Below are 19,804 nucleotides of genomic sequence, written 5' to 3' on the forward strand. Positions count from 1 at the left end.
GTAAAATATATTCACGATACGATATTGGATAGTGAAACTATTTCGCCTCTATCTCCTCGCGTTCGTTTGCGAATATCACGTCGAGCGCGTTGCGCTCGGCGCTCCGGATGTGTTTGGCGAACGTCGACGGCACGATGCCCAGCGTGTCGGCCAGTTCTTGGCCCGTCCGTATCCGCGGCATCTCGAAGTACCCACTGCGGTAGGCCAGTTGCAAGACTTCCTGCTGGCGCGGCGTCAACCGGTCGAGGACCGTACTCTGGAGTGTCCCTTCAGTCTCGCGCGTTCGGGTTCGTCGTGCGAGCAGTTCGAGATCGCGTACGTCTCCCTCCAGCCCCTCGACGAACGCGCGGACGTCGCCAGTCTCAGGGAGCTCCACGACGGCCATTGCTGTCCCTGCTTCGATGCGCAGCGAGCGAATCATCGCGCCCCGTTCGAGGATTTGACCGGCGAGTGTCGTCTCGTCCAGCCGTGCTTTGAACAGGGCACCCGTCTCCCGGTCAGCCACATGATTCAGCTCCGCGATGGCGAGCAACTGCTCGCCAGCGGCCACCATCTCGGCGGCAGAGACGTTCCTTGCAGTGAAGAACACAGCCGCGTCACCGTCGGCCCCCTGCACTAGCCCCTCGAACTCGATTACGCAGTCCAGCTCCCGCGCGAGCCGAACGAGCGGCGTTTCGGCCGTCGTCGTGCGGAGCGTGAGTTCGACGACGCTGTCGGTCCGCCGGGTGGTGGTCGCTTCGAGTGCGTGAATGGCGTGGGCGATGGTTCCGCCGAATTCCGCCAGCACCTCCGTCTCGCGCTCGTCCGGTTGTGGCGTCCGCCCCCAGACCGTGATGATCCCGTACTTCGACTCCCCGTAAACGAGTGGGATAGTGACTGCAGAACGTGCACCGTGTTCGAGAGCGTGTTCGCGCCAAACGGATGCGCGGGGGTCTGTGGCGATATCGGCGACGATCTGCATCTCTCCTGTTCGGTGGGCGGTGACGAGTGGGTCGTCGCTCGACTCGTCCCACAGCGTCGCTGTCCGGTCTTCCAGATAGCCACTGTCGATGCCCGCCCAGGCCTGTGGGCGTACCGAATCAGAATCCACGGTGTAAGTGGCGAGCCAGGCCGACTCGTAGAGGTCGGAGCTGGCCAGTTGCTCACAGACCGCCTCATCGATCTCCTCGCGCGTCACGGCGCTGACGAGTGCCTGATCGATCCGCCGGATGAGCGAGTTGAGGTCGTCGAGGCGGGTCAGTTCCTCGTTTTGTGCCTGGAGTCGCTGTTCGCTGTCGGCACGGTCCCACGCCGATTCGACCGTCGCCCCGAAGCTCTGGGCGAGTTCGACGACCCGTTCGTCGAAGACGTCCGACGCCAGCGAGCCGGCATAGACCACCCCGTGTCTGCCGAGAGGAATGAGCAACCGACTCCGAAGGGTCGCCCCGTCCGGCACGGTCTCATCGACGGGGAGGTCGGCAGCGATGTCGATATCCTCACTGACGAATGTCTGCCAGACATGCTCGGAGACGTCGTCCGGGTGTCGGAGCGCATCGGTATCGATCTCCGCGTTGAGGGTGCTGGTGGCTTCGGTCAGGTCACCGCTCGCCTCGTCGTACCGCCAGAGCGCGGCGTACTCGACCCCGAGGACGTCCACGGCGAATTCGTCCACGCAATCCTGAATCGCCTCCACATCAGCGTCGATCAGTTCGTGACTCGCATCGGTGAGCCGTTCGAGGGACTGCTGAGTGTGTTTGCGCTCGGTGATGTCGAAACTAACGCCGAAGAGGACCGGCGGATCATCTTCGATGGCCCTGGCCCGCCAGTTGATCCACACGGGCGCGTCCGGGACGTCGTCAATTCGGACCTCACCCTCGATATACTCGCCCGGTTCGAACTCGGTGTTCATCACCGCCTCGGCCTCCTCAACGCTTTCGTGCCCCAGTCGTGCCAGAAACTCCTCGAAGGGAAGCGGTCCGTCCGACTTCGACAGGTCGAACATCTCCAAGAATCGGCCGTCGCCGTCGACGGTCTCGGCCTCCAAATCCCACTTCCAGGTTCCCATCTGCACGGCGTCGAGTGCGAGTTCGAGCTTTTCATTCGACTCGCGGCGCTGCCGTTCGGCCTGCGCCCGCTCGACGGCCGCCCACGTCCGTTCGGCCGTCTCCTCGACCATCTCAATCTCCTCGTCGGTCCACTCGCGAGCCTCCGCGTTATCGACAGCGAAGAACGCCACGAGGCGGCCGTCCTTGATCAGCGGTACGGCGACGCTGGCGTGGGTGTCGACCGACGCGTGCGCCGCCCGGTCCTCGTCGCTCAGTTCCGGGGCGGATTGCGTGTCGTCCAGAACGAGGTTCTCGCCGGCGCGGAGCGTCTCTACGATGTACTCGCCGTAGTCGGCCAGGCGACGTTCGCCGGTGTCCGAGAGAGCGTCGCCCCGGTAGTAATCAGGGCCAATCCAGAACGTGTCCTCGTCGTCGCCGACCACGATATAGTGTGCACGGTCGGCGTCCAACCGTTCCCCGAGGACACGTGCGGCCTCTCGCTGAATCTCGCTGGGGTCCGAGAGCGAGCGAATCGCGTCGGTGAGGTCGACGCGGAAGGAATCCAATTCGGCTTGCTGCTGGAGTTTTCGCTCGGCGTTCTTTCGCTCGGTGATGTCGAGTGCGGCACACACCAGACCGGTGATTTCCCCGGACTCATCTCGAAGCGGGGAGACCGTGAGGTCGTAGGTTACGTGCCCGGACGGTAATTCGTAGGTCACCTCCTCGCGGAGACGTTCGCCAGTTTCCAGCGCCTGCCGCTTGGGTGCCATGAGCGTCTCTGCCGCCTCGGGGGGCAAAAGCTCGTCTTCACGCTTCCCCAGTATGTCCACGTCTTCGAAATCCTGAGCCGGGTTCCTGACCCAAGTGTATCGCAGGTCGGTGTCCAGTCGGAAGAGGACGAGTGGCGAATTCTCTACCGCGACGTCGAGTTGCTTGTGCTCCGTTCTGAGTTCCTGTTCGAGCCGTTCGTTCGTCTCTCGGAGCTGCTCCATCTTCTTGCGTTCGGTGATGTCCTCGAAAACGACGGCAACCCGCCGGGAGCCGGCGCCCTCGGGTTTGAACACGTAGAAGTTGTACCAGATTCCGTCCGGCTCGGCGTACAGTTCGTGGCGCTCGCCCTCGCCCGTGCTGGCGACGCGGCCGAACACCTCGAACCAGTGCTCCTCGTATCCCGTATCGATCTCGGTTAGCCACCGACCCTCGAACTCCTCGCCGGTCATCTCGACCGCCGCCGGGTTCGAGTCGCGGTAGAGTACATCAAGCGCCTCGCCGTCACCGTCGAAGACCACGTCCGCCAGGAAAAAGCCCTCGTCCATCGAGTTCAGGACCGTCCGGTAGTGCCGTTCGCTTCCGACTGGCTTCCACCACACCCGTCCCTTCGCGCCGACCTTCTTCGTCTCGATGGTACCGTCTTCGACGAGGGCGTCGAGTCGATTGTAGATCGTTCGGTCGGAACAGTCGAACTCTGCGGCGATCTCCGGCGTCGTGTACGGAGTCCCCGGAGGACCGAGCTGGTCGAAGACCGCAAGGACCGTAGCGGCCGATGGCACGGACGAACCCATAGGACTGGTTGGGTGCAGATAGACAAAAAGATGCGGTCAACGGAAACAGATCGAGCGATTCCAGTCCTCGAGAATTCGGATTCCTCGCATTCAAGATACGCGCCTCTACTTATCGGCGGAATAGTTCCAACACCAGCGTTTCGAGTGATTCATCTGGAACCGGCTGTGCGAAGGTGGGGCGGGGGCTGAGTATTTTTTCTGCTTTGTGCCCTTGGGCACACCCACTCACTCGACCGGCTCCCGACGCACGGACTCGATGCTCGCATCGGGTCCAATCTCCACCGAAGCCCGTTCGCCGTCGACGGTGAAGTGAACCGAGAACCGGGGTGGGTCCTCGCTGTGGATCTCCGCCCGGAACCCGTCGAGGTCGGCCCAGACCTGCGATGGGTGGCGCGCCGATGCGTCGAAGCCGTGCTCGGCGAGGAACCCCTCCACGACGGGGTGGAAGGTGGCCATCGTACCGCCGGAGACGCGGGCGACGCTTCCGCAGCGCCCGCACTCGAATTCGGCCATCGACGGCTTCGGTTCCTCGCCGGGGCCGCCGCCCGGGAGCCACAGGAGGTCGCGCTCGACGCGCCCCGAGCAGAGCTGGCAGAACCCGTCGAACAGGCTCCCGAACGTCTGGTGGTACCAGCGGGCGAACGCGGTCGGTAGCTCCTCCCGGTCGTACTGGTCGATGTTGCCCGGCGGGAACGAGAACTCGGCCCCGCCGTCGCAGTCCACGCAGCGGAACTCCGCCCGCTCGTCGGCGTAGCGGACGACCATCTCGCCGTCACAGAGCAGGCAGTTCCAGCCCGGCCTGATGGGGTCGATGGTCGCGTTCGTCGTGTACGTGCCGGCGTACATCGCGCCGACGACCTCCCGGCCCGCGTGGGTCAGCTCGTAGCCGCTGTCGTCGCCGTCGTCGGTCTTCCGGACGAACACGCCGCACAGCCTGTCGAGGTGGTAGTTGAAGTTCCCGCTGTCCGCGATGTCGACGCGGTCGAACAGCGCCGAGAACGAGAGCCGGTCGTTCGGTCGCATCCCGAGCGCCCGGAGGATGTCGACCCGGACCTCGTTCCCGAGCAGCCCGAACACGTCGTTCGGTGGCCGTTCGTCGACCCCGTCGGCAGTGTCGTCCGGCTGCTCACCGTCCATACGCCGTCGTTCTCGCCCACCGGCAACTGATTTGTGGTCGCGTGTGTGGCTGTCTTCTGCCCAGTCGAGTCGCGGACCGGGGCTGCACCTGCCGGCATTCGTCTCTCGAACCTTACAGTATCGCGGTACAGAGTACGCTTATCCTCCTTCAGGTACTGCAACACTGACACGACCGCTACTCGCTCCCGAACCGCCCGACGATGACCACCGACGACCCCCACGAAATGTCGCGCACGACCCCCGTCCGCTATCTGTTGCACCGGTTCGCACGACGCCGCAGTCGCCAGTTCGTCGGCGGCACCCTGCTGATACTGCTCGCGCTCGCCTTCCAGCGCGTCCCCGCACTCGTCATCGGCGTCGCACTGGACTCGCTGCTCCTCAAGAGCCAGGCGTTCGGCCTGCCACTCGTCCCCGACGGGCTGGTTCCGGACGAGACGGGCGGACAGGCCGCGCTCGTGGTGGCACTGCTCGCCGTCGCCGTCGTCGGGGAGAGCCTCTGCCGCTGGTACGGCACGCTCGTCTACGAGCGCGCCAACCTCGAGACGCTCCACGACATCCGGACGACTGCCTTCGAGACGGCGACGGGCCTCCCGCTGTCGGCACATCGGGACACGGACCACGACCGCCTGAGCGTCCTCAACGACGACGTCGACAACCTCGAGGACCTGTTCGACGGCGGCCGCGCCGCGGTCGTCTACGGCGGCGAGCTCCTCACCGCGTTCGCGTTCATGCTCCTGCTGAACTGGAACCTCGCGCTCCTCATGGCCGTGCTCCCGGTCGTCGTCGCCATCACGGCTCGGTACTACGCCGGGCTGCTCGAACCGCGGTACGACGCTGTGCGCTCGAACGTCGGGCGGCTCAACGCGCGACTCCGCGACGCCATCGAGGGCATCCGGAGCGTGAAGTCGCTCGTCCGCGAGCGACACGAGGCCGACCGGCTCGGCGACGCCTCGGACGCCTACAAGCGCTCGGCCTGGTCGGCGCTCAAGCTCCGCGCCATCTACAACCGTGTCTCCTGGCTGCTCGCGGTCGCTGGCGTCTGGTTCCTCTTCGGCGTCGGGAGCTACTGGATCATCGTCGGGACGCCCGCCGCCTTCACGCAGTCGTTGACCGCCGGGACCCTGCTGACGTTCATCATGTACACCTTCTCGCTGATGGACCCGACCCGCAAGCTCGCCGTCGAGGTCCTCGACAAGGTCGAGAGCGGACAGGCGTCCAGCCGGCGGGTGGTGCCGCTCCTGCGCCACGACGCCGTCGAGATTCGCGACGGGCAGACACCACCGCTGTCGGTCACCGACGGTGTGGTCGAGTACGACGACGTCTCTTTCGCATACGACGAACGCGACGACGACGACCTCACCCTCGAACACGTCTCGCTGACGGCGGACTCCGGCGACTTCATCGGTATCGTGGGTCACAGCGGTGCCGGCAAATCCACCCTCGTGAAGCTCCTGTTGCGCTTCTCCGAGCCCGATGCAGGTGAGATTCGAATCGACGGACGGCCGATCGACGAGCACTCGGTCGGGAGCCTCCGCGAGCACGTCGGCTACGTCGGCCAGGACCCGTTCCTCTTCCCGGGGACGGTCCACGAGAACGTCGCCTACGCCGACCCGGACGCCTCGCGAGAGACCGTCGTCGCGGCCGCGAAGCGGGCCAGCGCACACGAGTTCGTCACCGACCTCCCCGACGGCTACGACACCGCGGTCGGCGAGCGCGGCACCACGCTCTCCGGCGGGCAGCGCCAGCGCCTCGCCATCGCCCGGGCGCTCCTGACGGAGCCCGAGGTACTGGTGTTCGACGAGGCGACGAGCCACGTCGACACCGAGACCGAGGCCGAGATCCAGCGCACGCTCCGTGCGGTCGCCAGTGACCGGACGGTGTTCGCCGTCGCCCACCGGCTGTCGACGGTCCGGCAGGCAGACCGCATCGTCGTCCTCGAGGACGGCCGCATCACGGAGCGCGGCACGCACGACGAGCTCGTCGCACGGGACGGCACCTACGCCTCGCTCTGGGCCGTCCAGACCGGTGCCGTCGCCTCGGGGACAGCGGACCCGACACCGGCACCCGGAACGGAGGTGCAGCGATGACAGACGCGTTCGCCGACCGGGCCGACGACTACCCGCTCGTTTCGCTCGTCGACCGCTACGGCCGGGCCGACCTGCCCCTGCTGCTCGTCGCGATGACGTCGACGTTCGTCTCCATCTTCCTGAGCCTCGCCGACGTCTACCTCATCGGGCTGGGCATCGACGCGCTGTTCAACGACCAGCCGTTCGCCCTGCCGCTGCTCCCGCAGTCAGTCGTTCCGACCGGGACCATCGACCTGCTCGTCTTCGTCACGGCGCTCGTCGTCGCGACCGGTATCGTGTCGCACTCCCTCTCGTTCGTCGGTGAGTACTGCTTCGGGCTCTACACCCAGCGGTTCCTCCACGAGGTCCGCACCGGTGCCTTCTCGACGGTCGTCGGCTTCGACCTGTCGTTCTTCGACGAGCACCGCACCGGCAACGTCATCAGCGCGCTCAACGACGACGTGAACCAGCTGGACACGTTCTTCAACAAGCTCGTCGAGGCGAGCATCTGGGCGGTCACGACCATCGTGAGCGCCTTCGTCTACATGGGCCTGCTGAACGTACAGCTCGCGCTGTTCGTGCTGCTCTCCGCGCCGGTGCTCGCCGGGTTGAACCACTGGTTCTCCCGCCAGGTGGAACCGGTCCAGGACGACATCCGCACCGAGCGCGGTGGCCTGAACGCGCTGCTGGAGACGGCGCTGGGTGGACTCGACGTCATCAAGGCGAACACCGCCGAGGCCGACGAGAGCCGACGGCTCGCCGACGCCTCTCGCGAGTACACCGACGCTCGTCTCGCGAACCGCCGGCTCTCCATCCGGCAGGCACCCCTCAACCGCCTCGTCGCGGGCCTCTGGCTCCTGTTCGTCGTCGCCATCGGCGTGCAGTGGATCACGGTCGGCCCGCCCCTGTTCTTCTCCGGCACGCTGACCGCCGGAGAGCTCGTCCCGTTCCTGTTCTATCTGGAGCGGATGACGCCGCCGCTGAAGAACCTCGGCGGCCTCATCAACGGCTACAAGGGCGCGAAGGCGGCGGCGAAGCGCGTCGGCGGACTCGCGGCCCGCGAGGGCCGAACCGGGGGGCAGGACGGGGCCGCGGTCGACCTCGACGCGCCCGACGTGTCGTTCGAGGGCGTCTCGTTCGCCTACCCCGGCACCGACCAGCGGGTCATCGACGGCGTCGACCTCGACATCGCCCCCGGGTCGACCGTCGGTATCGTCGGGACGACCGGCGCGGGCAAGTCGACGCTGCTCGACCTGCTGCTCCGGTACCACGACCCCGACGAGGGTCGAATCGCGGTGCAGGGCCGCGACCTCGCCGACATCGCGCCGGAGCCCTACCGCGAACAGGTCGGCTACGTCGATCAGGACTCGTTCCTGTTCGACGGGACGGTCCGCGAGAACGTCGCGGCCGGCGCACCCGGTGGCGACGCGAGCGACGAGGCCGTCCGCGAAGCCGCGCGCGTGGCGGGTGCCGACGAGTTCGTCCGCGACCTCCCCGACGGTTACGACACCGAACTCGGCGCACAGGGGACGACACTCTCGGGCGGGCAGCGCCAGCGTCTCGCCATCGCCCGCGCGGTCGTCGGCGACCCGGAGTTGCTGCTGTTCGACGAGGCGACGAGCCACGTCGACACCGAGACGGAACGTGTGGTGCAGGAGCACCTCGCCGACATCACCGCGGACCGGACGACGTTCGTCGTCGCCCACCGGCTCTCGACGGTCCGCCACGCGGACCAGCTCGTCGTGCTGGAGGATGGAGTGGTCACGGAGTCCGGCACGCACGAGGAGCTGGTCGAGAAGGGCGGGAGCTACGCGAAACTGTGGAACGTGCAGGTCGGGGCCGTGGCGGCGGCCGGGGACTGAGATGACGTGTGGTCACCGGTCGCGTCGAGTCGACGGTCCTGCGACCTCGGCCCGGCCGAACGTGGTGGTCGCCGTCACCGTCAGTGCTGTCCGTCGTTAGTTCTGCGCCCCGGCTCCGTTCGCCGAGAACGTGTTGCCGCTGCTCGAGACCGTCGAGTCACCGCTCACGGCCAGCCCGTAGCCGCTCCCGTTGCGGAGCGTCGAGTTCTGCAGGGAGAGCGTCGAGCCCTCGAAGACGACGACGTTCCCGTGACCGGGGGCGAAGATCCAGTCGTCGCGGCCGCCGTACTCGACGACGCACCGGTGGAGCTGGTTCTCCCTTCGGGCAGTCCCGCGGAACGCGATGCCGTCCCAGAAGCCCGCCGTCCGCTGCTCGCCCGTGAAGGTGATTGGCCTCCCCGACTCGCCGACCGCGGTCAGTGCGCCGGGGCCGTCCTCCTCGATGGTCATGCTGGCACCCTGTCCGAACTCGACGGTGGTCCCGGGGTCGACGGTGAGGTGCCCGTTCACCTCGACGTTGTCGTCGGTGTTCACCCGATATGGAACGTCGATGGCGTCCCAGGTGACCGTCTGTCGGCTCCCGATGGTGTCGCCACGGACGAGCACGATATCCTCGTCGTTGCCGGTGTAGGTGCCGCTGTCCGAGAGCGGATGGGTCGTCGACGAAGCGACCCTGCCCGCACCCGAGGCGTTGCGCGTAACGGTGTTGGTGGTGAAGCTGTCGACCTTCGCGCTCCCCGAGAAGGCGAAGCCGTAGGCGTCGCTCTCCCGGAGCGTACAGTCGTCGATACGGACGCGGGAGCCCTCGAAGACGACGACGTTGGCCCTGGCGGGTGCGAAGATCCAGTCGTCGCCGCCGCCGTACTCGACGACGCAGTTGCGGAGCTGGTTCTCGGTCCGGTCGGTGCCGCGGAAGGCGATGCCGTCCCAGTAGCCGCGGGTCTGCTGTTCACCCGTGAACGTGATCGGCTGGCTCTCCTCGGTGTCCGGGTCGATGCCGACCGCCGTCAGCCGGCCCGGCCCGTTCTCCTCGATGGTCATGCTGGCGCCCTGTCCGAACTCGACGGTGGTGCCGGGGTCGACCGTGAGGTGGCCGTCCACCTGCACGTTCTCGCCGGTCTGAACGCGATAGGGGGCGTCGATGGCGTCCCACGTCACCTCGTCGTCACCCGGAATCGTGGCCCCGCGGACGAGCACGAAGTCCTCGTCGTTACCGGTGTAGGTCCCGGTATCAGAGAGGACGTGCGTGGTCGCGGAGGAGACCAGCCCGGCCCCGGAGGCGTTCGCGGTCACCGTGTTCTGCACGAAGGCGTCGACACGTGCGCTGCCGGAGAAGGCGAAGCCGTAGGCGTCGCTCTCGCGGAACGTACAGTTCGCGACGTTTACCCGCGAGCCGTCCCAGACGGCGAGGTTGGCCTTCCCTGGCGCGAAGATGTAGTCGTCGCCGCCGCCGTACTCGAACACCACGTGCTCGAACCGGCTCGGCGTCTGGTCGCTGCCGACGATACCGACGCCCTTCCAGTAGCCGCGGGTCCGCTGGGCGCCGGTGAACGTGATCGGCTGGACCTCCTCGGTCTCGGGGTCCATCCCGACCGCCCGGAGCGAACCGGGGCCGTCCTCCGAGACCAGGAGACCGACGCCCTGTCCGAACTCGACGGTCGTCCCGGGGGCGATGGTCAGCTCACCGTCCAGCCGGATGTTGTCCCCCGTCTCCACGGTGTACGGTACGTCGAGTGCGTCCCACGTGCCCTCGAAGTCGGCCCCGATGTCGGCTCCGTGCATGGCGACGCGGTCCTCGTCGTTGCCCGTGTAGGTGCTCCCGTCGCTCAGGAAGTGCGCTGACCGTGACGAGACGTACGCGGCACCGTCGCCGTTGGCCGTCAGTACGTTCTGCTCGAAACTGTCGACCGTCACGCTGCCGCTGTAGGCGAGCCCGTAGGCGTCGCTCTCGCGCAGGCTCGAGCTGTCGATACGGAGTCGTGCGCCGTCGATGGCCACGACGTTCGCTCGTGCAGGCGCGAAGATGAACGAGTCCCCGCCGCCGTACTCGACGACCGCGTAGGTCAGCTCGCTCTGCACCCGGTCGGACCCCTCGAAGAAGATGCCCTTCCAGAAGCCGCGTGTCGCCTGATCGCCGGTGAACACCACGGGCTCCGCACAGTTCCCGACCGCAGAGAGCGCGGAGTCGGCTCTGACGACGAGTGAGGTGTCCTGTGCGAAGCGGAGCTTCGTCCCCGGTTCGACGGTCAACACTGCGCCGTCCTCTACGTCGAGTGAGCTGGTGACCAGGTACTCGCTGGCCTCGGAGCCGAGCGTCGTGTCTTCGGTGACCGTGCCGCCGATCTCGACGACGTCGCCGCCGCCCGCGTTCCCCGCTGGACAGGCCTCGATGCCGGCCGTGGGCCCGACGCCCGCCGGCTGACCGTCGTCGTCCGTCGTGCCATCGTTCGCCTCGGTGCCCTGGTTCGTCGCCGGTGCGGAAGTCGTCCCGGCCTGGGTCTGGTCCGTCGCTGGCTCGTCCGACCCACCCGTGAGTGCCGAACAGCCCGCCACCGAGGTGGCGAAGGCGGTCGCCCCGACCGCTCTGAGCAGGTCGCGCCGGCGCGTCGACCGGTCGCCGTCCGTCATCGGTCTCCTCCGCTGGCCGCCGCCGCGTCGGCACGTGCGTCGAATCCGTTCGCAACTGCAGTCGCTGTCGGTGGTACCGTCTCTTGTCTACCCATCGACTGCTCGTCGGTCGCCGACCATCTTGACCTAGCAGTCGATGTACTTCGTGTCCCGCCACACGCGGGCGATTTGGGGGCGAAGCACGTCGTGTTCACCCGCCTGGACTCGGTCCGTCCTTCCCGCGCCGGATTGCTCAGACCGGTGTGACCGGGACCTCGGACTCCCGGAGGACACGGTCCGTGATCGACCCGAGGTGGTGCGAGCCCTCGCCAGGCTCCCCCGTGGCACCGCGCTTGCCCATCACGATGGCGTCGATGTCGTTCTCCGAAGCGTACGCCAGTATCTCCTCGTGGGGGACGCCGCGGCGCACCGCGGCCGTCGTCTCGATTTCGTGTTCGATGGCGTCCTCGACGACGTCCCCGACGAGGTCCTCGGCGTCGTCCGCCAGCCGCTCCAGCGCCGCCTCGTAGCTGCTCAGGGCCGGTGTCGACCCGTAGACGTTCTCGTCGACGACGAACAGCACGTGGAGTGTCGCGCCGTGTTCCGCCGCCAGGTCCATCCCGTGTTCGATGCCCCGCTCGGCGTGCTCGCTCCCGTCCGTCGGCACGAGGATGTTCGAGTACATGGCTAGCACTACGCCGTTTGCTATCAAGAGTGATGTGACGGTTCCCGTGACGGTGGAATCGGGCCGTGGTCTCAACACCGCCGACAGTTGGCCCGCTGGTAGTAGAGGAGACCGACGAAGAGGCCGATGCTCGCGACCCCCAGCAGCGGGCGGAGCGGGTCGAAGTACGTCATCAGCGCGGAGCTGCTGAACAGCGCGAGCAGGAGCGCGTTGCAGATCGGACACCCGAACGCGAGGACCCCGGAGACGACGCCGCCGACGGCGACACCGTCACCGAGCGGCTCCGCCGAAAGCGAGCGCTGGTAGACGAACGCCGCCGCGAACGCCGACGTGGCCATCAGGAACAGGTAGTCTGCCGGCGTGCTGGCGATCATCCGGACGTACAGCGGGTTCGGTATCAGTCCCGTCACCGCCCCGAACACCAGGAACACGCCCAGCCCGACGGCGACACCTCGCAGGACGTCTCGTCGGTCACCGGCGACGTTCACGTGAGGTCACCCACGTCACAGGTCCGGGGGTCGCCCGTTCTGGCGAGGAATCCGACGAGCAACAGGATTCCGGCGGCCCGGAGGAGGTTCCCCTGGAACGGGAGCGCCGCCATCGCCCCCACGAACCCGAGCATCCCGAGGACGCCGGCTCCGCAGCTCGCACAGCCCGCAGCGAGGACACCCGGCAGCACCGTCGCCAGCGACGATGCGCCGCTCGCCCGTGTCTGCCGGTACAGCGCGGCGGTGTGGGTCAGCGCGACCCCGGTCAGGAGCGCGTACAGCACGACGAGTGCGAGCCCTATCCAGCCGGTGGTGAGGTACACCTCCCGGGTGAGCGCCGAGACGGCGTAGACGACATCGGTCGGGTCCCTCGAGACGATCTGGACGGAGAACTGCGGGAACGTACTCAACACGAGCACGAGGTACGTCAGTGCCGTGGCGACACCGGCGACCAGCAGCCGGCGGTCAGAGGTGAGGGGATAGGTCAGGGCGTCACGGAGGGAGTGGAGGTGCCCCCGGCCCGTGCTGTCGGCGGTACTCACGCCGCTAGCACCCTGTCGAGCGCCTCCGCGAAGTTCTCGTAGGGGTGGGCCCCGACTATCTTCCCGGCGGCGTCGGCGTCCCGGTTGTAGAGCACGAAGCCCGGCGTCCCCTGGACCCCCGAGTTCCGGGCCAGGTCGACGTCCGCCTCGATGCTCGACCGAATCTCCTCGCGGTTGTTCCGTCGACAATCGTCGACCGCGGGGACGTCGACGCCGTCGGTCCGCTCCGTGATGTCCTCGAAGGTGGCCTCGTCGGCCCAGTCGTGGCCACCGCTCTGTTGCGCCTCGAACGCCTCGCCGTGCCAGTGCCAGTACGTCGACGGCTCGCTCTCGGCGTTCAGCCGCCAGACGCACCGGTCCCAGTGCGCCGACGGCATCGAGTACTGCCCGATGTTGGGGTACGAGAGGAACACCAGCCGCACCTCGCCAGACTCGATGTAGTTCCGGCCGATCTTCGGCAGCGTCTGCGTCTCGAACTCCTTGCAGAACGGGCAGAGGTAGTCCGTCCAGTAGTACAGGTCCACGGGTGCGTCGCGCTCGCCGACGACCGGTCTCCCGGCGAGTTCGACCCCGTAACCCGTCTCACCGTCCAGCGATTGGTACGTCGACGGCGTGTACTCCTCGCTCGAGGACCCCGTTCGTGATGCGAGATACGCGACGCCGCCGCCGAAGGCCACCGTCGCGCCGCCGGCGAGGAGGGCGCGCCGCCGTGTAATATTGCTCCCGCTATCCATTGACGTGCAAGACTATCTGGACACGACGTATCTGTCTTGCGGTCGAGTCCCGAATCCCTCCCCGGAAATGACCGACGGGGTCCGGGGAGTCCCGTGTCGGTCCCCCGTTCGGACGCCGTTACGTTCAGCCGTCTTGGGTCGGACGGCGGCCAGTGGCTCACCCTGCCCACGACCACAGCCACCCAGCTATTTATCGCACTCGTCTGAACGGACTGATATGCATCAGACGCCCGAGAACACCCCACGACCCCGGTATCGATGACCGGCTTCTACCGGCGATATGTCGCCGTCCTCGTCCGGTTCCTCCCGTTCGCAATCGCCTTCCTCCGCGACAGACGCCGGTTCCTGCTGTTCGGCGGACCCAGGCGGCTCGAGGAGCACGTCCATCGGGAACGGGCCGAGCGGCTCCGGGACACGATGCTCGACCTCGGCCCGGCGTTCGTCAAGGTGGGCCAGGTGCTCTCGACGCGCCCCGACATCGTGCCCCCGATCTACGCAGACGAGTTCCGGACCCTGCAGGACGAGATACCCGAGGATGCCGGCGGGGACCCGCGTGCGGTGGTCGAGGCCGAGCTGGGTGAAGATATCGACCTGAAGACGCTCGAGCCAGTCGCCGGTGGCTCGCTCGCGTTCGTCTACACCGTCCGGTATCGGGGGGAGCGGATCGCGCTCAAGGTCCGACGCCCCGACGTAAAGGAGCAGATCGACCGCGACCTGCGTGTCGTTCGGCGGATCATCCCCCTGGTCAGCCTCTTCGCGAACGAGCGCCAGCAGTACTCCCTGGAGAACGCCGCCCAGGACTTCGAGGAGATCATCGCGGACGAACTGGACTTCAATCGCGAACGCAGTATCATGGCGGAGGTCCGCGAGAACCTCGCGGACGAGGACGACGTCGTCGTGCCGGCGGTCTACCACGACCTCTCCTCCGAGCGACTGCTCGCGATGGAGTACCGGACGGGCCGGAAGATAACCGACGACGGAGCCTTCGACGGTCTGGACGTGACACCCCACGAGATGGCGTCCCGGATCGCCACGGTGTACCTCCAGATGGGACTCGTCGACGGCGTGTTCCACGCCGATCCGCATCCGGGCAATCTGGCTGTCACTGACGATGGGAGCTTGCTCATCTACGACTTCGGGATGAGCGAACGCCTGGCACCGACCGTGCAGGAAGACATCGTCTCACTGTACAGAGCACTGGTCCGACAGGACGTCGATGCCCTCGTCGACGCGCTCATCGCACTGGACGTGCTGGAGGTCGGTGTCGACCGTGCGGAGGTCGGCCGGGTGCTCGACCTCGTCATCGAGAACCTCGAAGGGCGGCGCGAGGTCACCTGGCGGGCCATCGTCACCGAACTGACCACGATGCTGCAGGACTTCCCGTTCCGGATCCCACCCGACGTGATGTTGCTCATCCGCGTCGGCACGGTCGGGGAAGGCGTCTGTCGCCAGCTCGACCCCGAGTTCGACTTCCTCGCCGTCATCCGCTCGTTCCTCGTCGAACGGGGATTCATCGAGACGGAGTTCCAGGCGCTCCTCGACGACACCTGGACGGACCTCAGGCGGTCGCTCCCCGCGCTGGCGAGGGCTCCGTACCGGGTCGAGCGGACGATGAGCCGTCTCGAACGGGGCGAACTGGTGGTCCGCACCGAGTCGGTCGACGGGGGGACCGACCGTGCGCTCGGCTACGCGGTGCTCGGCGGCTCGCTGACCGTCGCGGCCTCACTGCTCGCGTTCCACAGCCAGCCGTACGAGATTCCAGCCGTCGCCCTCGCCGGTGTCTTCTGTCTCCTGTACCTCCACCGGGTCCGACGGGAGTGACGGGTGTCAGGGACGCTCGGACTCCACCGAGAGGTGTCCCTCCTCGGGGGTCGTCGCCTCGCGCCACCAGACCAGCTCGAACTCGATGCTCTGCTTGGCCTCGGTGTCGCCCTCGCTCCAGTCGGACTCGCCCTCCAGCTTGAACGTGATGTCGTCGTCGGGATCGAGGCTCACACGGTCGCCACCGAGTTCGAGCGTCACCGGCTCGGAACTGTCCAGCTGGTCGGCCAGATCGCGCAGGTACGTCGCGACCTCGGCACGCGTCCGCTGCTCCTCTGTCTCTAGCTCTCCCATGTCTAGACAGTCGGTGACATTCCCTATAGGCCCGAGGGGTGATTCCCGGTTTGTGCATATCGACACGCCTCCTCGCGGCGAAGCGTTCGTAGGGCGTTTGCCGGGCGGTTCCGGCTGTCGGACCGACCCCGCCGTCCAGTCGCCGTCGGTGTCCACCCGTGAGAGTTTGCCGTCCGTTTGGAGCTCGCGAGGCAGCAGCTCCCAGGTAGGCCTGGACCGGGTCAGGCGGGGAGCGCCCGCAACAGCCACGTCTCCGGGTTCTGACGTCTGACCTGGAACGTCTCGAACGAGTCGGTGTCGGCCACGTCGAGCAGCAACTCGCGGACCGGAGTCGGGTCGCGGTCGCTGACGACGTAGAACGGCTCGCCGGCCTCGTGGGCCTCGAACCCCGTCCGGACGTGCTCGCGGCGTTCGTCGGGTGCCACGCCGCGCAGGTCGACCGCGCCCTCGGGGACGTCGACGGTCCAGATCTCGTCGAGACGGTCGCGAACCGCTGTCGAGAGGTCGCTGGCGTGGTCGGACACTCCGTCGGTGGTTGGCTCCGGTGCGGCCTGCATCTCGGGGTCGAACGGGATCTCGGCGAGCACGGGGGCACCGAGCGCCGCGACGGGGTCGTCGCCGTCGAACAGGTCGTGGGGCTCGCCGCAGTTCTCGCAGACGAACTCCCCCATGTTCGAGACGACGCCGAGCACGGGCACGTCGTTCTCCTCGAACAGCTGGAGCGAACGGTGCGTGTCTGAGACGGCGGCGTGGAACGGGGTGGTCACGAAGACGACGCCGTGGACCGGTACCTCCTGCAGGGTCGTCAGCACCACGTCGCCGGTGCCGGGCGGGAGGTCCAGCACGACGGTGTCGGGGTCGTCCCAGGCGGTCTCCTCGAACAGCTCCGAGAGGGCGTCGTGTGCCATCGCGCCGCGCCACGCCAGCGGCGCACTCGAGGAGAGCAGGCCGACGCTCATCACCTCCAGACCGTCCGTTTCGACGGGGATCGGGTTGCCGTCCTCGTCGGAGTGGACCGGCCCGCTCACCGAGAGCAGTTCCGGCACGTTCGGGCCGTGGATATCGGCGTCGAACAGCCCGACCGACTCGCCGTCGGCGGCGAGTGCGCAGGCCAGCGACGTGGCGACCGTCGACTTGCCGACGCCGCCTTTCGCGCTCGCCACGGCGACGACGCGGTCGGCAGCGCCGATGCCGACGCTCCGGTCACCGGTCTCCGGCTGGGCGTGGACGTGCTCGACGTGGGCTCGCTCGACGCCGTCGACGTCGCCGGCGGCACGGACCATCGTCGCCGTGACCGCCTCGGCCTCGTCGGGTGGAAAGTCGCCGAGGTCGGCCTCGACGACGACGTGCCCGCCGTCGACGAACACGCCCTCGACGAGCCCGGCCTCGAAGACGTCCTTGTCGGCCTCGGGGTCGCGGACACGCCTGAGTGCGGCCTCGACGTCATCCTGCAACTGGTCGTCGTGCGAACGCTGGCTCGGGTCTGAGTCTGGTGTCTCTGCCATAGTTCAGAGGTCCGGCTGTCGGTTGAGGCGGCTCTCCCCGGGGAGCGCCGCGCTGTCGTTCTCGGTGCCACCGGTGAACTGCCGGCGGAACTTCCCGGGGTCGGCTTCGAGTGAGCGGGCGGCTGTACTCCGGACCACCTTCGGTTCTGAGTCGTCGCCGGCGACCGCCCGCAATCGCTGGTCCGCCCGCTCGTCGTCGACGCCCGCGAGCAGGTGGACCGCCCACTCGCGGACGCGTTCGCTCTCGTCGTGGCTCTGTTCGAGGAGGACGTCGAGCATCGCCTCTCCCCGTGATTTGAACAGGGAGACGGCGGCGTTCCGGCGGACAGCGTGGTGTGCGTCGTCGAGTGCGTCTTCGACGTGTGACTCGAACGTTCCCCGGTCGATGCGGTCGAGGGCGACGACCGCCTCGGCCCGGACCCACGGGTCAGCGTCGTCGAGCGTCGCGACGGCGGCCTCGCCTGCACGCTCACCGCCGAGGTTCCCGAGGGACTCGACCGCGAACTGCCGGACGTCCGCGTCGTCGTCGGCCAACCCGAGGTGGACGAGCGCGTCGACGACGACGTCGGTGGCGTCTTCCTCGCCGAGGGCGAGCGCGGCGCGTCGTCGGTCGACGACGTCGCCGTCCTGCAGGAGACTCACCTTCTCCGCCACCTCGTCGTCGGCGATGGGGCTGATGTCGGTGGCCTGGAGCTCCCGCGGGGTCGCCTCCCCGATGGTCACGTCGCGGTCGACCTCGATGTCCTCGAGCCCGGCCGGGTCCTCGCCGAAGCCCGGACTCTCCTCCGGGTGGACACGGGGGTCCGTGGGCCCGTCGGTGGCCTCCTCCTCGTCCCTCATGACGCCACCTCCGTCTCGTTCTGGTTCCGGTTGTCCACCGGTACGAGCGCTCCGGTGGGAAGCAACACGAGTGCCGCGCCCAGCAGGACGGCGAGCGCACGTGGGAACGTCACGGGCATCCCGGCGACGAGAAGCAGGCATGCCCCGGTCGCGGTCGCGTACGCCCCACGGCGGACGGCTGCGGTGCCGACGGCGGCACAGACGCCGACGGCGGCGGCGACCAGCAGGTGGGGGACCCCGACGACGGCGAACGCAACGAGCAGCGCGCTCCCGGCCACGTACGGACTGGCGGCGGTCAGCGCGAGGGTCGCGAACAGCACGAGTACGCCGACGCTTGCGGCGAGACGGTCGCGCTGCACGCGGATGCCGGTCCCCAGAATCGCGGCGACGATGAGCAGGCTCCCCGTCTGGCGCAGGCCCGCGTCGACGAGGCCGGTCGCGGCCGCGAGCGAGACCGCGACGCCGGCGACGAAGCCGGCGGCGACGGCCACCCGGCGGAACGCACGGGAGGAGTCCGGCACGCCGACGGTCCCGAGCAGCGCGAGGCTCGCTCCGCCCGTGACGCCGACGGCACCCGGGAGCGTCGCCGCCGCGTCGAACGACGGGAGCACCCCGAACACGGCGACGAACAGCAGCCCGACGCGGACAGTCCGCCTGCCGGTCGAGAGCACGAGACCGAGGAGCACCATCGCCAGCACGCCCAGCATCGCCGTCCCCACGACGGACCTGGCACCCGATGAGACCGGGACCGGGTCGAACGGGAGGTTGTACAGGGTCCGGAGCGTGGTCGTCCCGGCGACCGCGAGGACGGCGACGAGACCGAGTCCGGTGACGACCGCCTCGTGGTCGACCGGCCGGAGAGCGGACTGCATCCCGGCATCGTGCTCCGTCGCGCCGTCCTCGTCGTGAATCTCGGACGTCATGCAGCTCCCTCCCCGTGGATGCGTGCGTCGAGGTCGTCCACGTCGGCCTCGGTGAAGCGGTCCAGGAAGGCCGCCAACTCGCCGTAGATGCCGGTCCCCGGCTCGGAGTTCAGGGCGTCCGCGACGCCGCCCGTCACCACACGCAGGTGGCGGTCGTGGAAGTCCAGCCGTGCCTGCGCGAGGGTCTCGTCGACCGCCGCCTCGCGCCGGCAGAGGTAGCCCATGAACTCCAGCTGGAGCCTGAAGTGGTCGTGGTTGCGCCGGTCGTCCTGGTCGACCTGGCAGCCGAAGTACTCGTACGCCCTGGCGAGGTCGAGGTTCACGTCGTTCCAGGACACCTCCGACCGGTAGTCGGACTCGTACAGCGACACCGGCGGCCCATAGTTGTCGACCGTGCCGTCGGTCTTGTCGACGACCTCCGAGAAGCCGACGACGAACAGGTCGTTGTAGCGGGCCGAGAGGATCTCCTTCTCGTCATCCACGGTCAGGTCCGGTGGGTCGACCGACAGTCCGCTCTTCTCGAGCAGCGTGGCGAACTCGTCGGCGACCCGGCCGTCGTCGAGTGCCCGGTAGAGCTCCGCGTCGGGCTGGGTGAACGTCCGCGCCGCGAGCGCGTACACTGCCCCCCGGGCCCCGGCCGCGACCGCTATCTCCTCGTGCAGGCGTCGCCGGTCCGCGCCCCCGGCCAGCCCGTCGGTGTCGTCGGTCGACACG

The 19,804-nt window shown here is 67.9% G+C and carries 15 protein-coding genes; 3 read left to right on the plus strand and 12 right to left on the minus strand.

Annotation, left to right across the window (positions count from 1 at the left end; genetic code table 11):
- Nucleotides 1-37: 37 nt before the first annotated feature.
- Nucleotides 38-3,244, minus strand: a complete 3,207-nt coding sequence (locus NOW55_RS19960; RefSeq protein ID WP_390293637.1) for a bacterio-opsin activator domain-containing protein — start codon at nt 3,242-3,244, stop codon at nt 38-40.
- 567 nt (nt 3,245-3,811) lie between these two features.
- Nucleotides 3,812-4,723, minus strand: a complete 912-nt coding sequence (locus NOW55_RS19965; RefSeq protein ID WP_256401885.1) for a winged helix-turn-helix domain-containing protein — start codon at nt 4,721-4,723, stop codon at nt 3,812-3,814.
- Between the two features lie 224 nt (nt 4,724-4,947).
- On the opposite strand from NOW55_RS19965, the gene NOW55_RS19970 reads away from it, so the two are divergent.
- On the plus strand, nt 4,948-6,810 hold the full coding sequence (locus tag NOW55_RS19970) for an ABC transporter ATP-binding protein (RefSeq protein ID WP_256401886.1): 1,863 nt from the start codon (nt 4,948-4,950) through the stop codon (nt 6,808-6,810).
- Entirely contained in the window at nt 6,807-8,651 is a 1,845-nt protein-coding gene (locus tag NOW55_RS19975) for an ABC transporter ATP-binding protein (RefSeq protein ID WP_256401887.1), read from the plus strand. The genes NOW55_RS19970 and NOW55_RS19975 overlap by 4 nt, the downstream gene beginning before the upstream one ends.
- A gap of 96 nt (nt 8,652-8,747) precedes the next feature.
- On the opposite strand, the gene NOW55_RS19980 is transcribed toward NOW55_RS19975, so the two are convergent.
- The 5 genes from NOW55_RS19980 to NOW55_RS20000 form a co-directional block, all read right to left on the minus strand.
- Nucleotides 8,748-11,279 (minus strand): hypothetical protein, encoded by a 2,532-nt coding sequence (locus NOW55_RS19980; RefSeq protein WP_256401888.1) that lies wholly within the window; start codon nt 11,277-11,279, stop codon nt 8,748-8,750.
- 232 nt (nt 11,280-11,511) lie between these two features.
- On the minus strand, nt 11,512-11,943 hold the full coding sequence (locus NOW55_RS19985) for a universal stress protein (RefSeq protein WP_256401889.1): 432 nt from the start codon (nt 11,941-11,943) through the stop codon (nt 11,512-11,514).
- A 71-nt stretch (nt 11,944-12,014) separates the two neighbouring features.
- On the minus strand, nt 12,015-12,431 hold the full coding sequence (locus NOW55_RS19990) for a hypothetical protein (RefSeq protein ID WP_256401890.1): 417 nt from the start codon (nt 12,429-12,431) through the stop codon (nt 12,015-12,017).
- Nucleotides 12,428-12,973, minus strand: coding sequence for a hypothetical protein (locus NOW55_RS19995; RefSeq protein ID WP_256401891.1), 546 nt, complete (start codon nt 12,971-12,973; stop codon nt 12,428-12,430). Before NOW55_RS19995 ends, NOW55_RS19990 begins: the two co-directional genes overlap by 4 nt.
- Nucleotides 12,970-13,707: a DsbA family protein gene (locus NOW55_RS20000; RefSeq protein ID WP_256401892.1), complete on the minus strand. Its 738-nt coding sequence runs from the start codon at nt 13,705-13,707 to the stop codon at nt 12,970-12,972. The genes NOW55_RS19995 and NOW55_RS20000 overlap by 4 nt, the downstream gene beginning before the upstream one ends.
- A gap of 258 nt (nt 13,708-13,965) precedes the next feature.
- Between NOW55_RS20000 and NOW55_RS20005 the strand changes: the two genes are divergently transcribed.
- Nucleotides 13,966-15,528, plus strand: coding sequence for an ABC1 kinase family protein (locus NOW55_RS20005; RefSeq protein ID WP_256401893.1), 1,563 nt, complete (start codon nt 13,966-13,968; stop codon nt 15,526-15,528).
- Between the two features lie 6 nt (nt 15,529-15,534).
- Here NOW55_RS20005 and NOW55_RS20010 read toward each other — a convergent pair whose 3' ends face one another.
- From NOW55_RS20010 to NOW55_RS20030, 5 genes are all read right to left on the minus strand, one after another.
- Complete coding sequence (locus tag NOW55_RS20010; protein WP_256401894.1) at nt 15,535-15,822, minus strand: amphi-Trp domain-containing protein; 288 nt, start codon at nt 15,820-15,822, stop codon at nt 15,535-15,537.
- Between the two features lie 221 nt (nt 15,823-16,043).
- Complete coding sequence (locus tag NOW55_RS20015; RefSeq protein ID WP_256401895.1) at nt 16,044-17,327, minus strand: P-loop NTPase; 1,284 nt, start codon at nt 17,325-17,327, stop codon at nt 16,044-16,046.
- 3 nt (nt 17,328-17,330) lie between these two features.
- Nucleotides 17,331-18,167, minus strand: coding sequence for a HEAT repeat domain-containing protein (locus NOW55_RS20020; protein ID WP_256401896.1), 837 nt, complete (start codon nt 18,165-18,167; stop codon nt 17,331-17,333).
- On the minus strand, nt 18,164-19,090 hold the full coding sequence (locus NOW55_RS20025; RefSeq protein ID WP_256401897.1) for a DUF8068 family protein: 927 nt from the start codon (nt 19,088-19,090) through the stop codon (nt 18,164-18,166). Before NOW55_RS20025 ends, NOW55_RS20020 begins: the two co-directional genes overlap by 4 nt.
- Entirely contained in the window at nt 19,087-19,803 is a 717-nt protein-coding gene (locus NOW55_RS20030; RefSeq protein ID WP_256401898.1) for a molecular chaperone TorD family protein, read from the minus strand. The genes NOW55_RS20025 and NOW55_RS20030 overlap by 4 nt, the downstream gene beginning before the upstream one ends.
- Nucleotide 19,804 lies beyond the last annotated feature (1 nt).

It is taken from the genome of Haloarchaeobius litoreus, assembly GCF_024495425.1.
Classification (GTDB): Archaea; Halobacteriota; Halobacteria; order Halobacteriales; family Natrialbaceae; genus Haloarchaeobius; species Haloarchaeobius litoreus.